At 60.9% G+C, this 15,015-nt stretch carries 18 protein-coding genes; 13 read left to right on the forward strand and 5 right to left on the reverse strand.

Annotated elements, in window-relative coordinates:
* Positions 1 to 495, reverse strand: a 495-nt coding sequence (locus tag VMA09_11490; GenBank protein HUA34221.1) for a hypothetical protein, incomplete at its 3' end; no start/stop codon positions are given.
* A 290-nt stretch (positions 496 to 785) separates the two neighbouring features.
* Between VMA09_11490 and VMA09_11495 the strand changes: the two genes are divergently transcribed.
* Both VMA09_11495 and VMA09_11500 read left to right on the forward strand, forming a co-directional pair.
* Positions 786 to 1,535 (forward strand): glutamine amidotransferase, encoded by a 750-nt coding sequence (locus VMA09_11495; protein HUA34222.1) that lies wholly within the window; start codon positions 786 to 788, stop codon positions 1,533 to 1,535.
* 43 nt (positions 1,536 to 1,578) lie between these two features.
* Positions 1,579 to 2,049, forward strand: coding sequence for a Fe-S-containing protein (locus VMA09_11500; protein HUA34223.1), 471 nt, complete (start codon positions 1,579 to 1,581; stop codon positions 2,047 to 2,049).
* On the opposite strand, the gene VMA09_11505 is transcribed toward VMA09_11500, so the two are convergent.
* On the reverse strand, positions 2,046 to 2,189 hold the full coding sequence (locus tag VMA09_11505) for a hypothetical protein (protein ID HUA34224.1): 144 nt from the start codon (positions 2,187 to 2,189) through the stop codon (positions 2,046 to 2,048). The genes VMA09_11500 and VMA09_11505 overlap by 4 nt on opposite strands.
* A 374-nt stretch (positions 2,190 to 2,563) precedes the next feature.
* On the opposite strand from VMA09_11505, the gene VMA09_11510 reads away from it, so the two are divergent.
* The 8 genes from VMA09_11510 to VMA09_11545 all read left to right on the forward strand — a co-directional run bounded on the left by VMA09_11510 (position 2,564) and on the right by VMA09_11545 (position 9,029).
* Positions 2,564 to 3,055 carry a CopD family protein gene (locus VMA09_11510; GenBank protein ID HUA34225.1) on the forward strand — a complete coding sequence of 164 codons (492 nt, stop codon included), beginning with the start codon at positions 2,564 to 2,566 and terminating at the stop codon, positions 3,053 to 3,055.
* A gap of 183 nt (positions 3,056 to 3,238) precedes the next feature.
* Positions 3,239 to 3,640: an FHA domain-containing protein gene (locus VMA09_11515; protein ID HUA34226.1), complete on the forward strand. Its 402-nt coding sequence runs from the start codon at positions 3,239 to 3,241 to the stop codon at positions 3,638 to 3,640.
* A 29-nt stretch (positions 3,641 to 3,669) separates the two neighbouring features.
* Complete coding sequence (locus VMA09_11520; protein HUA34227.1) at positions 3,670 to 4,527, forward strand: MotA/TolQ/ExbB proton channel family protein; 858 nt, start codon at positions 3,670 to 3,672, stop codon at positions 4,525 to 4,527.
* Position 4,528: 1 nt separating this feature from the next.
* Positions 4,529 to 5,137 carry a hypothetical protein gene (locus VMA09_11525; GenBank protein ID HUA34228.1) on the forward strand — a complete coding sequence of 203 codons (609 nt, stop codon included), beginning with the start codon at positions 4,529 to 4,531 and terminating at the stop codon, positions 5,135 to 5,137.
* A 62-nt stretch (positions 5,138 to 5,199) separates the two neighbouring features.
* The gene (locus tag VMA09_11530) at positions 5,200 to 5,799 is read left to right on the forward strand and encodes a hypothetical protein (GenBank protein HUA34229.1); all 600 of its coding nucleotides are present in this window, start codon (positions 5,200 to 5,202) and stop codon (positions 5,797 to 5,799) included.
* 13 nt (positions 5,800 to 5,812) lie between these two features.
* Positions 5,813 to 6,388, forward strand: coding sequence for an FHA domain-containing protein (locus VMA09_11535; protein ID HUA34230.1), 576 nt, complete (start codon positions 5,813 to 5,815; stop codon positions 6,386 to 6,388).
* Entirely contained in the window at positions 6,363 to 7,163 is an 801-nt protein-coding gene (locus tag VMA09_11540) for a protein phosphatase 2C domain-containing protein (GenBank protein HUA34231.1), read from the forward strand. The genes VMA09_11535 and VMA09_11540 overlap by 26 nt, the downstream gene beginning before the upstream one ends.
* A 12-nt stretch (positions 7,164 to 7,175) precedes the next feature.
* Complete coding sequence (locus tag VMA09_11545) at positions 7,176 to 9,029, forward strand: serine/threonine-protein kinase (GenBank protein ID HUA34232.1); 1,854 nt, start codon at positions 7,176 to 7,178, stop codon at positions 9,027 to 9,029.
* 6 nt (positions 9,030 to 9,035) lie between these two features.
* Here the strand turns inward: VMA09_11545 and VMA09_11550 are convergent, their stop codons facing one another.
* Positions 9,036 to 9,911, reverse strand: coding sequence for an alpha/beta hydrolase (locus VMA09_11550; protein HUA34233.1), 876 nt, complete (start codon positions 9,909 to 9,911; stop codon positions 9,036 to 9,038).
* A gap of 53 nt (positions 9,912 to 9,964) precedes the next feature.
* Between VMA09_11550 and VMA09_11555 the strand changes: the two genes are divergently transcribed.
* The 3 genes from VMA09_11555 (at position 9,965) to VMA09_11565 (ending at position 12,458) form a co-directional block, all read left to right on the forward strand.
* Complete coding sequence (locus tag VMA09_11555) at positions 9,965 to 10,732, forward strand: M15 family metallopeptidase (protein ID HUA34234.1); 768 nt, start codon at positions 9,965 to 9,967, stop codon at positions 10,730 to 10,732.
* A gap of 70 nt (positions 10,733 to 10,802) precedes the next feature.
* Complete coding sequence (locus VMA09_11560; GenBank protein HUA34235.1) at positions 10,803 to 11,594, forward strand: alpha/beta hydrolase; 792 nt, start codon at positions 10,803 to 10,805, stop codon at positions 11,592 to 11,594.
* Positions 11,595 to 11,660: 66 nt separating this feature from the next.
* On the forward strand, positions 11,661 to 12,458 hold the full coding sequence (locus VMA09_11565) for a hypothetical protein (protein HUA34236.1): 798 nt from the start codon (positions 11,661 to 11,663) through the stop codon (positions 12,456 to 12,458).
* Here VMA09_11565 and lptB read toward each other — a convergent pair whose 3' ends face one another.
* Positions 12,459 to 13,256, reverse strand: a complete 798-nt coding sequence (gene lptB / locus VMA09_11570; protein HUA34237.1) for an LPS export ABC transporter ATP-binding protein — start codon at positions 13,254 to 13,256, stop codon at positions 12,459 to 12,461.
* Between the two features lie 148 nt (positions 13,257 to 13,404).
* Positions 13,405 to 14,709 (reverse strand): BamA/TamA family outer membrane protein, encoded by a 1,305-nt coding sequence (locus tag VMA09_11575; GenBank protein HUA34238.1) that lies wholly within the window; start codon positions 14,707 to 14,709, stop codon positions 13,405 to 13,407.
* Positions 14,710 to 15,015: the final 306 nt, after the last annotated feature.

A 15,015-nucleotide genomic window follows, 5' to 3' on the forward strand; every position in this document is an offset into this window, starting at 1 on the left:
GGCCGGGTCGAAGATCGACTTCTGTCCGAAGAGCACGATCGCGCAAAGCAAAATGATGAGCGCGACCGAGATCCCCTCGAGTATCAGCATCAGGATGCTTGACAGCTGGATGTCCTTATATGCCAGCAGCCAGATCGTGAAGCCGCACAGCGCGAACAACATCAGTTGCGGGATGTGGATTCCGATCATGTCGAGCAGCGTGCTGGCAAAGATCGTGAACCCGGTCATGCCGGCGGTGCCGATAAACAGGTAGGCCCATATCAGGCACCATCCGGAGACGTTGCCGGAGGTCGTGCCGAGCCCCATCACCGTATAGCCGTACATCGAGCCCGCCGCGCTCGAGCGCTTGGCGAACTGGTTCAGGTTGAGCGCCACGAACAGCAGCATCACGGTGCCGAACAGGTAGGAGAGCCAGCTCGCGTTGCCGGCGCTGCTGTACATCAAGGGTACGATCAGCGCCGCCGTCATCGTGGGCGAGATCAGTGCGATCGCCATTGCGCTAACTTCGCTGAAGTTGAGACAATTCGATCGCAACCCGGATTTGGATACGTCGCTGTTTGCCATAAAAACTCCGTTTGCCTCTCGGGCAACTCTGCGGTTGTTGCCTCAAAGGCAACGCTCTGCAATCATTGTGCCCTGTTGGCAACATCGCCATTAATCAAGCGCGACGTGCGATCTTTAAGCGCAACCCCTGCCCTGAGCGGCCCGCTGATGCTGCCGCGACAGGCAGATGCCCGGCAGGCGAACAGCGCCCAAGTTGCCAAAGACGGTCATGGAGACGGTGGATGAAATCAGCTATCGCGATCAGATACGTACACTTCGAGGACCTCGGCACATTTGAGCAGCCGCTGCGACAGGCGGGGTTCGACGTGCATTACATCGAGGCAGCTGACGGCAAACTGGATGAGGCCAAATGCCTCGCCGCTGACATCTTGTTTTCTCTGGGTGGACCAATCGGCGCGTACGAAGACGATGCTTATCCGATGCTCAAGCCGATCCTCGCGATGCTCGAGCGGCGCATCGCGGCCGACTTGCCGACGGTTGGAATCTGCCTCGGGGCGCAGCTGCTTTCGCGGGCGCTCGGCGCGCATGTGTACCCTGGCGCGGGCAAAGAAATCGGATGGTCGCCGATTAGGCTGACGGAGTTCGGCGCCGCCTCTTCCCTGCGCAATTTCGGCTCGACTCCCGTCCTGCATTGGCATGGCGACACCTTCGATTTGCCGCACGGCGGCACGCTGCTGGCCTCGACCGAACGCTACGCAAACCAGGCGTTCAGCTTCGGCCACAAGGTTCTCGGCTTGCAGTTTCATCCCGAGGTGACGGCGCGAGGGCTCGAGCGATGGTTCATCGGACATGCGTGCGAGATCGCCGCCACGAGCGGCATCGACGTTCCGTCGCTGCGTGCACAATCAACCCGCTTCGCGTCGGAGCTCGAGGCAGCATCGCAGAAATTCCTTGTGGAATGGCTTGGCCAATGCGGTATAGGCGGTATAGAAGGTGCCCAAGATGTCGACGGTCGGGTGATGCGCAGATAGCGCGGGATTGACATCGATTTGATCGGCGTATAGCCGGTTAGGCATGCGAGCCTCGCGGTTCAAAATTTCCGGACGCCTGTTGCTGGCCGGGGCAGTCGCGCTGGTTGGTCTGACGGCGTCACTGACGGTGGTTGGTATTGGGCCGCGCACGACGGAGGTGGTAGGCATCGGCGCCATCACTATCGCGACCAGCGATATCAAGCCCGGCAGCGTGAAGTTCTATTCCTATCAAGGCGCCTCGGGCGACAAGATTCGTTTCCTGCTCTCGCGCGACGAGACCGGCGACGTGCGCGCCGCGATTGACGCATGCCAGCGCTGTTACACTTTTCACAAAGGCTACACCGCCTCACGCGACGGCTACTTGATCTGCCGGCTCTGCGGTAATCGCTACAAGCTCAGTGACAAGACGCTGGGTATAGCCACGTGCAATCCGGTCAAACTGCCGATCCGAAAGAACGGCGACACCGTGCAGGTCAATTCGAACGACCTCGAACACAATCGCTCGATGTTCTAGATAGCGATGGATCCGAGCCAGACGGCGATTGAGATCGAGGCGCCGGCGCGCGTCTCGTCGGTGCGCGGCTTGCGTTGCTGCTGCTGCTCGGCAGCATGCCCGCGACGACGGGAGTTTTTGTCGTCTTCGGAATGTCGCATCCTGAGCTCGCGCTGAACTTCTGTCATCCGCTGGAAAGCGCGGTGGCCGCCGCGCCGATTCTGCTCGCGCGCCCGGCCCTCGCTGCGCTCAGGCCTTCGTTCGTTGAATTCGAACTCGCGCGGCGTCCGGCCGAAACACGGCCTTCTGAATTTTCGCCCGAGCCTGAAGGTCCGCCACCCGAATGGGGCTGCCTAATCGGCACGTATACTGACATCTGGTTTTGCGATTGCGCCAAGCGCGGCTCTTTGCGCGCCGCAATCTCTCGCTCGTGCCGGATCAGGCCGGCAGAAATGGGTTCATTCGCGGGCGTCGGGTCCTTGAATTCCTGATCTCGCTCGAGTGGGAGAAGGGTTTCGGCGATTTGCCGAAATCCATGGCTCGGACCCTCGTCGCGTTCTGGATGATCGTGTGGCGCGCAAAGCCACCCGAGGATTGGTTCGAGCGCGCCGCGGCGCGGGTCTCCAAGGCCGCGCTCTGGGCAGTCGTCGCGATTGTCGCCAGCGGGAGCTACCTCGCGTACCTCGGACTCGGCTTCGACCTCGACCATCTGCTCTACTCGTCTTACGGCCGTACACTGATGGTCAAGATCGCGATCTTCGCCGCGGTGCTGCCCTTCGGCGCTTACAATCGCTTCTGGCTGATCCCGCAGATCGACACGGCGCCGCCGCGCCGCGCGCTGCTGCGTAATGTCGGGATTGAAGCGTTGATCATTGCGGCTCCTGTTCGCGACGATGCTCGCCAACACGCCGCCGACTCATCCGCACGTGATGACGCCGGGGATGACGATGACGATGTGACGCCAATCCGCGCATCCGGTATTTTCTTCACGATCAAGCCGACTAACCGTCTTCAATTGAATGCTTAATTAGCTGATTGGAGTTGGAATAGGCAGGCGAGCGCGGCTATACTTGCGCGCGATGGCGTTAGTCACCGCGCCGGGCTCGAGCGGGGCAGCTCGGGCAGCGGCGTTTTTCAATTCAGCGACCGCGGTCCATCGCCGGGTACGGTTCATCCCGGACCGCTCACTCTCACGAGCGACATCTCAACTATGAGTTCACGACGCTTCACTGTTGGGCGCGCGCCGACCTGTGACATTCCAATCGCCGATGATTCGGTGAGCCGGGTCCATGCCGAAATCGTGATCCTGGGCACGGATCGGATGCTGGTGCGCGACCTGGGCAGCCAGAATGGCACCGTACTGCTCCGCCAGGGGCGCGAGTTCAAGCTCGGCGAGGAAACGATTTACCTGACCGACACCCTGCGCTTTGGCGAGGTGACATTGCTCGCGCGCGAGGTTTACGAGGCGCTACCTGCCGAGCAACCTGTGCCCGCCGCGGTCGTCCAACGTCCGGCACGCGGAAAACCGTCGAGTGGTGGCGCTGTAATGGTGAGATGCGACTGCGGAGCGGTCAAACCTCGCGGCCAGCAATGTCCAGTGTGCGGTGAGTAACCGCAGGTCAGAAAGGGAGTCACGTTTCGATGAGTCAGCCACAGCAAGTCGCGCCTGTCCGAGCGCCGCAGCCCCCGGCCGGAAGCGCTCCGGCGGCCTCGCCACAGAATACCCTGAATCAGCTTTGGGCGGTTCCCGATCGGCGCACCGTGATGATGATCTCGGTCGGCGCGGCAATCGTTTTCATCCTGCTGCTCACGGCGATCTTTCCCAAGGACAGTCACGGTGCCGAGATCTTGACCGATCACAGCAAGTACTCGCACTTCCCCTACCCGTTCACGATTCAGAACCTCGAGCACATCCTGTTTTTTATCGGACTCGGCGAGCTGTTTGTGCGCTGGCGCGTCGCGTCGCGCGAGCATGAGTTCGCCGAGATGCATTTACTGCCCGAGGACCAGGAAACGGTGCTCACGCACGGCGATCTCGGCCCTATTCGCCGCCGCGTCGCGCATATGTTCGGACGCGAGCACGGTTTTCTGCCCTATCTGATCGACGTATCGATTCTGCAATTCCAGTCGGGGCGCTCAATCGAGCAAGTCGTCGGCGTGATGAATTCGAGCCTCGAGCTGATCGAGCATCGCGTCGATCTGCGCTACGGCCTCATTCGCTATATCGCGTGGCTGATCCCGACGGTCGGCTTTATCGGCACGGTCGTGGGGCTCGGCGGATCGCTCGCGCTGGTGCCGCAGAACGGCAATATCTCGATTTACGAAATCGCGCAGGCGCTCTCGCTCGGATTCAACTGCACGATGGTCGCGCTGATGGAAAGCGCGATCCTCGTGTTCGTGCTCTATCTCGCCCAGGAGAAAGAAGAGACCGCGATCAATCTCGCGGGCACTTACACGCTGCGCAATCTGATCAACCGGCTTTACGAGGAGCCGAAGTGAAGTGAAGCCGCGCAATCGCGAGGTCAGTATCTTCAACATGTCGGTGCTCGATCTTTTGACGGGCGCCCTGGGAGCATTCTGCTTCCTGACCCTCGCGCTCTTCCCCTACTACTTCAAAGCGACAGGAGCTTCGGCGGGAATCAGCAGTACCGATGCGAACCAGGCCAAGAAGGCTGCAGAGCAGCTTAAAGAGATCAACCTCAAGCTGAAGAGCCAGCTCGCGACCGCCAAGGCGAACCAGGCGGGGATGCCGCCGTTCGCGATGGCGTCGCTCTTCGCGTCTCCGCCGAACGCGCCCAACTCATGCGGCGCGCTCCAGGTTACCGATTATTCGGGCCCGGGTGGACAGCAAGCCGTAAAGCTCCTGCCCACGGCCGGCAGCAACGGCTACGACACTGGTCTCGATCTGTTCCTGCTGGCTCCCGGCGACTACTCAATCACAGTGACGGCCTACGCCACCGGCTTGCCCTGTTCACTTTGGATGACGGTGAATGGCGCTACCGGCCAGACTCAAACTTCGACTGTAATGAATACCACGGCAGCCGCGAGCTACACGCTGAAATTCTCAGTCGCGGCCGCGGATCTATCATTCGCCCAGGTAATGAAGTGAGAATGTTCGACCAGTGGTGAACGAGCGGTCACAAAGAGCTATCGAGCCAAGGGCAGCGGGCAATGAAACCGCGTAATCGCGAGGTCAGTATCTTCAACATGTCGGTGCTCGACTTGTTGACGGGCGCGCTCGGCGCGTTCTGCTTCCTGACGCTCGCGCTCTTTCCGTACTACTTCAAAGCCCAGGGCGCCGCGGCGTCGCCCGCGCCGCAGCCGTCGCCGGGCACGAATATCGCCGAGCTGCAGGCCGAGAATAATAGCCTGACCGAGCAGATCGCGGCCGAAAAATCGTCGGGCAAGCAGATGCCGCCGTTTGTGCTGATGTCGATAGGCTCCTATTTCGCCAGCACCGGCAACACCTGCGCAACTTTCAGTTTGACGGGGATTACTCCACCGGCAGGGGCGCCGGCCGCCGGCTATCGCCCGACCGGCAACCAGACTCCGGATGGCCGATTCTACGGCTACTACCTCTTTCTCCAGCGCGTCGGCCAGTATGGAATCGACGTGAACGCTGCTCCAATCGGGGCGGGCGAATGCCATGTTACGATCGACGTGGAAGGAATCGCTAACAGCAATAAGGAAAAGATCATCACGCAGCAGCAATCGCTGCATTTCGATTACCAAATCACGGGCGATGATTTTCCCTCGAGTCTTTTTGATTGAAGGTGGATGAACGATGGCAATGACGAGATGCAGTCACGGTCACTTTTTCGATGCCGCCAAGCACACTTCCTGTCCCTATTGCGGTGTCGGCGCTGACGTCGAAGGCAAGACGCGCCGCGTTCCCGACAATGCGGGCGCTGCCGCGAGCGCGTCTTCCCCTGCCCCTGTCGCGCCTATTCCCGCGTCCAGTCCAACGCCGAGCGTGGAGCCGGGCGCCACGCGCGCCGTTTATCGCGACGCCGCCAGCGGGATCAGTCCGGTTATCGGATGGCTCGTCTGCGTTGAGGGGCCCGACAAAGGCCGCGACTACCGAATCCATAGCGAGAAGAACTTCATCGGGCGCAGCGCTACGATGGACATCGCGGTCACCGGCGACGAGAGCGTCTCGCGCGAGAAGCACGCTTCAGTCGCTTACGATCCCAAGCGCCGCGCGACCTGGATTCTGCCCGGCGAAGCCGCGGGGCTCGTCTATCTCAACGATCAATTGGTCAACACCCCGATGAAACTCGCGCCGCGCGATATCGTCGAGGTCGGCAAAACCAAGCTGATGTTCTGGCCGCTCTGTGACGACAAATTTCATTGGGACTGACGGCCTCGTCTACGCCCCGGGCAACGCCCAGGATGTAGGCAAGCGCAGCGATCAGCAGGATTCGTTCGGTTTTTCCGATCCGCGAGACGCCGGATTCATGGCGCACGGCGGGATGCTCGCGATCGTTGCCGACGGCATGGGCGGGATGGCGCACGGCGCGGAAGCAAGTCAGATCGCGGTGCGCACCTTCCTTGCGCAATATGCCGGCAAGCAGCCGGGCGAGGCTGTGACACAGGCCCTCGCGCGGGCCTTGGAAGCGGCAGATCGTGCAGTGTACGAATTTGCCGCATCGGTCGGGCTCCAGCGCGATGTCGGCTCGACGCTGATCGCGACCGCATTTACGCCCGCCGGAATGTATTGGACGTCGGTCGGTGACAGCTCGCTCTATCTGCTGCGCAACGCGCGCGTGGAGCGGCTCAACCGTCCGCACACTCTGAGTGAACGGCTTGCCGAGCTGGTGAAGCGCGGTGAGATGTCCGAAGAGGAAGCGGCGATCGATCCCGATCGCGACGCGCTCACGAGCTACGTCGGCGCGGGCGGTATTCCTGAAGTTGATGCATCGGTTGAAGGGCTGGCGCTGACGCCTGGCGACATGATCATCCTGTGCAGCGACGGTCTGTACCGCGCCCTCGATGTTGAAGAGATCGCGCGGATCGCATCGTCAGCCGCCGACGGACAGCGCGCCGCCGACGCGCTCATCGCGCAAGCGCTTGCGCGTGAACTGCCGCGTCAGGATAACGTTACTGTTCTCTGCGTTGGGGTTTTGGAGCAGTAGAGAGGCGACGAGTTGGACGATACTGCGCAGCTTTGCATGGGGTGCATGGGCGATCGAGGCAACGCCGCGATCTGCCCGACGTGCGGCTACGACGAGAACTCGCCGCCGACCGTCGCGTTTCAGCTCCCGCCGCGCGCGGTCCTCAACGAGCAATATATCGTCGGCCGCGCGCTCGGCGCCGGCGGCTTCGCGATCACCTATCTCGGGTGGGACATCAGGCTCGCGCGCCGCGTCGCGATCAAGGAGTACATGCCGAGCGGACTCGCAAGCCGCGCGGGAGACACCAGCCAGGTCGTGCCGCACAGCGGTCCTTCCAAGGAAGACTTCGCTTACGGCCTCGAGCGCTTCCTCGACGAAGCGCGGATGGTCGCGCAGTTCGAGGGCCATCCGGGAATCATAGCGGTCACGAATTTCTTTCCGGCGCACGGCACCGCGTACCTCGTGATGGAATATCTCGAGGGCACAACCTTAAAGGATTACTTAAAGGATCGCGGCGGACGGCTCGCCTTCGACGAAGCGCTCGACATCATGACGCCGGTGATGGACGCGCTGCGCGAGGTGCATCGCGTCAACGTGCTGCATCGCGATATCAGCCCCGACAATATCTACGTCACCTCGGGGGGCCTGATTAAGCTGCTCGACTTCGGCGCCGCGCGCCAGGCTCTGCGCGATCGCAGCCAGCGAATGTCGGTAATCCTCAAAGTCGGTTACGCACCCGAGGAACAGTATCGCAGCACCGGCAACCAGGGGCCGTGGACCGACGTTTATGCGGTCGGCGCAACGTTCTATCACCTGATTACCGGTTCGATTCCGCCGCCTTCGATCGATCGCCTCGCCGAAGACACGATTCAGCTTCCTAGCACGCTCGGCTGTGATATCCCGCCAGTGGCAGAGCAGGCGCTGATGACGGCGCTGTCGGTGCGCGCGGCGCATCGCTATCCGACGATCCAGGATTTCCAGGCCGCGATTGGAATTCCAGTCGCGCCGGGACCAGGCCCGGTACCAGGACCGATTCCGCCGCGGCCAAAGAATTTTCTTGAGCAGTTAAACGCCTGGCTGAAGACGCTGCCGCCGTGGGGTGCGCCGGCTATCGGCCTGGGTCTTATCGCAATTGCGTTTCTGGTCGGCTTCCTCGGGTTCCATCGCAAACCGAAGCGCCAGTACACGGCGTACACCAGCAACCAGCCCTTCGATCAGAGCACGAACGCTGGGGCACAACCCTCGACGCAACCGGGACAACCCTCGACGGCGCCATCCAACCAGGCCGTGAACTCCAACATTTACAATCCTTACGCGACGATCACTGCCGCGCACAGCGGTGAGATCGCGCCGCTCAACGATACCTGGCCACTGCCCGACCTCGACACGATGGCGCAGAAGGCGCTGGTGCGCGCGCAGCAGTGGGCACAAGATGCCGAGTTGGTTGAAATCGATGTGTCGCTTACACAACAACCGGCCAACGTCGCCTACCCGTTTTACATTCACACCAGTGCCGGCATGATCATGGTGCGGCTCAGCTTCTATTCGCCGATCAAGCAGCAGGCGATCATGCTCACCCCCAACGCGCCGGATAATCCCGGGCAGACCGACGGCGACCTTTACAGCATGGGCTACGTCGATTGGGGCAACAAGGTTGCGATCCCGGCGCAATTCCTCAGTCTCGGCGACGCCATCCGGCAGGCGCATCTGATGGGGATGCAGGCGCGCATGATCAGCAGCGCGACGCTCGAATACAACGAGGAAGGCACTTCACAGGGCGGCGTCAATACGTCGGGCCTCAAGTGGGTGCTGATGCCGGCGTTCGGCGACGGCGTGTTCGCGATCAACGCCCAGGTCCCGCAGGGCGGCACCGCGCAGAACCAGTAGCGATAGTCACTTCAAATCGGTGAGCAGCACCGAAACGTCGCGCGTCGGATGCGTGAGAATCTCATTCGGCGGCTCGCCCTTCAGATAAGCGTTCATGAAATCGACGGTATAAGCCATGATCTGCCGGTGAGCGATGTGGCCGACGTTGGTCCAGGCGAAATGCGTGGCGCCCTGGAACACGACGAGCAGTTTAGGCCGTGGTGACTGAGTGTATGCGGCGCTGATCCAGGGCGTGATGAGGAGATCGGCCGTGCCGCCCTGGTACATCACCGGCGATTCGAGTCCGCCGAGCGTCTTCTGGGCAACAAATGGATGGCAGTACGGCGCCAGCGCCAGCACCGCTTTGACACCGTCGAGCTTCCAACTCGGCCACGCCCCGGCGAGACCGAGCACGGTATAGCCGCCGAGCGAGTGACCCATCAGTCCGAGCCGCGACCAATCGATCTGCGAGTTGTAATGCTCATCGGCGCGAAGCGCGGCAATGAGTTTGCGGATGTCGTCCGCGCGATCGCGATAAGTCGTATCGTTCCACTGTTCCGGATGGACAAAGGGAACTTCCGGCGCCAGGCCCTCGTTTCGATTGCCGCCGCAGGACGCGTCGCGATGGTCGGGCGCGAAAACGAGGTAGCCCGCCGATGCGAGCGCTTGCGTCAGGAACTCCGACTGCGCGGCGCATCCATGGAATCCGTGAGAGAAGATGACGATAGGCAACGGGCCGGTCGGAGCGATGTCGGGCGACCATTCGGTGACCTTGAGTCCGGCAAAAGTGAGCGTCTGCTCAGCGGCCCTCGCATCGAGGCTCGTCAAAAACAATGCTGCGACAACGAGTATCCCGATCAAGATGGTCCAGGTGCGCTTCATATTGTGCATGCGGAAATCCATGAGCAGTATTGCATAATCGCTCGGCGATGCAGGGGCGACTCGGTCTCGTTGTTATGAATGTAAAGTTGGCAATTTGGATCGCCGTGACGATCTCGCTGATCGTCGCCGGCAGCGATGCCGATGCTGCGCCAGTGTTCGCGTCACTGCCCAGTGACTTCGTCGATTTGCATTCGGTCGCGCCGCAAATCGTCATCGACATGCGCTATGCGACCGACCACGACTTCGCCGGTCATCCCATGCCGGGTTACGAAGCGGCGAAGTGTCTGCTCACGCGGCCGACAGCGCTGGCGCTTTCGAGCATCGAAAGCGACCTCGCGCCGTTCGGTCTCAGCCTGAAGGTTTACGATTGCTATCGGCCGCAGCGTGCGGTGGATTTTTTTGTCCGCTGGGCCGCGGATGCGCGCGATCAAAAGATGAAAAAGGAGTTCTACCCGCACATCGACAAGGCCGACCTGATTCGCCTCGGCTATATCGCGTCGCCTTCAGCGCACAGCCGCGGCAGCACCGTCGACCTCACGATCGTTCCGCTGCCGTATTGGACTGCGACTTACGATCCGCATCAGCCGCTCGTCGCTTGCGATGCGCCCGCGTCGCTGCGATTCGCCGACGGCTCGCTCGACATGGGGACTGGCTACGATTGCTTCGATCCGAAAGCAAACACGCACGCGGCGGGAATCATCGGGCAGGAGCGCGCGAATCGGATGCTGCTTGCCACGGAAATGATCGCGCATGGCTTCCAGCCGTACAAATACGAATGGTGGCATTTCACGCTGAAGAACGAGCCCTACCCCGATACCTGTTTCGACGCACCAATCCGTTGACCGCCGAATCGATCGCTCGCCGCTTTGGCGCCGTGCGGCATCGCTGCTAGAGTCCAAAAGGGAGACTCCCATGGAATACCGCACGACGCCCGGGCGGCTGCAGATCGGTGATTTCTCGCTCTACTACGAACGCACGGGCAGCGGTCCGCCGCTGCTTTTTCTGCATGGCCTCGGCGGCAACCATCTTTCATGGTGGCAGCAGGTGCCCTACTTCATGCGCTGGTACGAGTGCGTCACGGTCGATCAGCGCAGCTTCGGGCTCTCGCCCGATCCGGACGGCCTGTTCAATCGCGCACATGCCAGCGACCTGTCACGTCTCCTCGACCATCTGAAAATCGAACGCGCGGTCCTGGTCGGGCAATCGATGGGTGGATGGACGATCGTGGGATGCGCGCTGGAGCAGCCCGATCGAATCGCCGCGATGGTGATGGCGGACACGCCTGGCGGAATCTTCACGCAAAACATGAAGTTTGAGCGAACGACGCCGCTGCCGGTCGATGCGACACCGCCAATCGGATCGCTGCCCACCTATGCCGCCGATTACTTCGATCGAATCCCGCAGATGGCGTTTCTATACGACGAGATGCGGATCCTCGGTGCACGGCCCCCGGCGGACGCGGGCGCGCGAATAATCACGCAGCGCTATGATCTCGACGAGATCCGCACGCGGCTTAAGATGCCGGTGCTGTGTATCGTCGGTGAGCTTGACGTTTTGATAACGCCCGCGATGGTGCAGGAGGTCGCAGGCACTCTGCCGGCCGGACGCTATGTCAGCGTTCCGGATTGCGGGCATTCGGTGTATTTCGAGAACGCGCCCGTGTTCAATCAACTCGTGCGCGATTTTCTGAGCGATATCAGGTGATCGAGAAGCGCCCGGACGGCTAACTAGCGAATTGTTCAACGACAGGCGCCGTCTTATAATTGTTGCATGCTGCGAACCGCTAACACCCTGCTCTGTGGCGCCTTGGCCCTTGGCCTGGCTGCGATGGCCGGGTGCGCGCCGCAACAGACCCCGCACGACGCGACTGGCTCGCAGCCGGGTTCGGTGGCGAACAATGGATGGCAGAACAGCGGCGGCGGCTCTGGCACGCTCACTTATGGTCAGCCTTCGCCAGCGGGTACCGTCGCGGGCGGCACCGTCGATCGCCCACGCAGCGAAGCACTTAGCGAATATCTCAAGAGCCATCATCTGCCTCTCGTGAGCGCGCAGGTGGTTTCGAGTTCGAGTGGCACACCGCAAGTCATCCTGTTTGGCTATGTCGCAACCGAGTACGGCAAGAGCGACGCCGAACAGAAAGCGCGAACGTACCTCCAGAACCCGAGTGTGCTGGTCGACAATCGAATCCAAATCTCGCCCGAGCTCGCTGGCGCAAGCTCCAACGGCGGCAATAGCAACGGCTCCGGCAATTCTTCGTATGATCCGTATGCCGCTGGCTCGGTCCAGGATTATCAGAATCAATTCGACCCACAGGCAGCGCAGCAACAGTATCAGTATCAGCAGCAGGGCTCCGGCGTCATGTCGCCCGGGATGTCACTCCTGCTCGGCCTACTTGGCGGCGGAATCGGTGTGGGCGGCGGCAGCGGCGGTTTCGGCGGTGGCTTTGGAGGAGGCGGAGTTGGATTTGGCGGTGGTGGAGGCGGCTTCGGCGTCGGCGGCGGCAGTACCTATGGCGGCTACGGATATCCGACTTATCCGCCGGCCCCGACGGGCGGCGGCTTTCCGTGATTAACGGGCGAGCTTGAAGCGCTCGCCAAGAAAGACCTGTCGCACCTGGTCACTGGCAACGATCTCCCGCGGTGTCCCCTCGAACAGAATCTTGCCCGAGTGAATCACGTAGGCGCGGTCGATGATCGACAACGTCGCCTGCACGTTGTGATCTGACATCAGCACGCCGATACCGCGGTCCTTCAAATATTTAACGACGCGTTGAATCTCGATGACCGTGATCGGATCGATTCCAGCGAACGGCTCGTCCAGGCACAGGAACACCGGATCGAGAACCAGCGCTCGCGTGATCTCAACGCGGCGGCGTTCGCCGCCCGAGAGAACACCCGCCTTCGAATCTCTGAGCCGCGCAATCCCGAGCTCGTCGAGCAGAGATTGCAATCGTGCCTGGCGCTCCTCCTCGTTGAGCGGCAGGGTTTCCAGGACCGCGAGCAGATTCTGCTCGACCGTGAGCTTGCGAAAGACGCTGGGCTCCTGGGGCAGATAGGAAATTCCGCGGCGTGCACGCTGATAGAGCGGCAATCCGGTGATATCTTCGTTGCCGAACAGGATACGTCCCGCATCGGGCCGCAGCAGACCGACGAGCATATAAAAGGTCGTCGTTTTGCCGGCGCCGTTAGGCCCGAGAAATCCCACCACCTCGCCCGGATTGACCGTGACGTCGACATGATCGACGACGGCGCGGCCGCCGTAGGATTTGACCAAGCCTTCGCCACGAAGCGGCCGCTCCGAAGCGAAAAGGTCGGTCTGGGCTGGATTTTTTACGACCCCGATTGTCATGCGCTCCGCGGTAGGCATCACATCACCACCACACCACCGATGCTCACCCGAAACATTAATCGTTTTGGAACGATTATGAAACTTTTCTCATCCAATTAAGCTCCGCCCTGATAGACGTGTTATACCGCGTCCGGTTTCACCCGGCGCCACCTGCGGTCAGGGGAGTTTAGAAAGGATAGTTGACGCCGGCGAATATCGAGCTGCCGTCGCCGGCATAGCCGATATCGACGAATCCCACCACGAATGGCTGCGCCTGCGCCCGAATTCCGAGGCCGCCGGCAGGATGGAACTGGTTTACCGGATTGTCGGTGAAGTAGTGGGTGACCTTGCCCATGTCTACAAACGGCGCCAACTCGAGTGTGCCCTGCGTATCGAAGACCTTTGCGCTGTAGACCTTCGTGCGCATCTCAGCGTTGAAGCCCTCGATATTGTTGTCAGTCCAGCGCCCAACGCCCCATCCACGCTGAGTCGTGCGATCGGTCAGGAAATCTGTCGCCTCGCCGCCCAGACGCGCCATTGACCAGAAAGGCGGCTCGCCACCGGCCGGCATATACGAAACGTATGCGTGCGTTGCAAAGACGATTCGATTGCCCAGTGGGAAGTAATGCCTGATCTCGGTACCGAAACGGTTATAGGACATCGAGCTGCCGAGTCTCCTGTCAGCCAGCCCGTAATTGAGCTGATAATAACCGCCGCGCGTCGGCAGGTCCGTCGAGTCACGCGTGTCGTAACTGAAAACCGCTCCATTGAATATTTCGCTGCCCCCGCCCAAACCTTTGACGGTCGGGAATACCTGTGAGGTCGCCGGGATACTGGTGAACCCGCCCGGGCCGAGGCGCTCGTATCGCGGACGGAATAGCCACGCGAGCTGCAACTGCTCGCTGAAGTTAAGACCAAGCAGCGATTCCGCGTAGATCTGCTTGGTCATGTAATTCGATTCCTGGGAGTTCGGCGTCATGTTGCCAATCCCAAAAAAGCGTTCGGTCGGATCGTGCTCCCAAAACAGCCGGCCCGACCACGACCACCATTGCTGGCGCGTCAGCCCGGTTTGATACGAAACATCGACGTTGCGCGCCTTGGTTTCTTGCGCGCTCGCGGTCGCATACCAATGAGTATCCGCGGAAGGATACGCGAAATATCGGAAGTCGCCGCCCACACCCAGCGTGGTGTTCTTGGTGATGTCGGGCGCGAAAATTTCGCTGATATCGCCGTTAGCATCCTTGAACAGCTTCACTGCCATCAGGCCGTAAGTAGTGCCGCCGTTAGGATCGGTGGTAACGATCGGAATCGGAATTACCGGCCAACTATTGGGGTTGGTCACGGAAAACGGGTCGCTTTGCTGCCATGCGCTGGGATCGAGAAGCGAAAACGCAGATGCCCTCGAGGCCGCGGTGAACATCGCGAGCATAAGGCCGAGGGCCATCACGCAGCGGATTATTCCGTTTGCTTTGCGAATAGTAATCGGTTCCATCCCACGATCACTCCGCCACGTCCACCTCAGCCGCCACCAACCGCGCCGCGCATTGAGACACTTGCGCGGCCAGCAACGGTACGCCCCCGAAATTGCTCATCAAAATACAGATATTCCCGATCGGATGAAACCCGGGCGTTTAATCCGCGTCTTCTCCAGATTGTGCTCCCGCTCGCCAAGTCTGCTCGCCTTTCATTTGCGCGTTTGATTGACCCGAACTTTGTTATTCACGTAGCATCAAGAGCTGACCAGCTCATGCGCAACCGCATCTCCGCCATCGCCATTATTATGATGATTACCCTGGCG

It is taken from the genome of Candidatus Binataceae bacterium (assembly GCA_035508495.1).
Taxonomy (GTDB): Bacteria; Desulfobacterota; Binatia; order Binatales; family Binataceae; genus JASHPB01.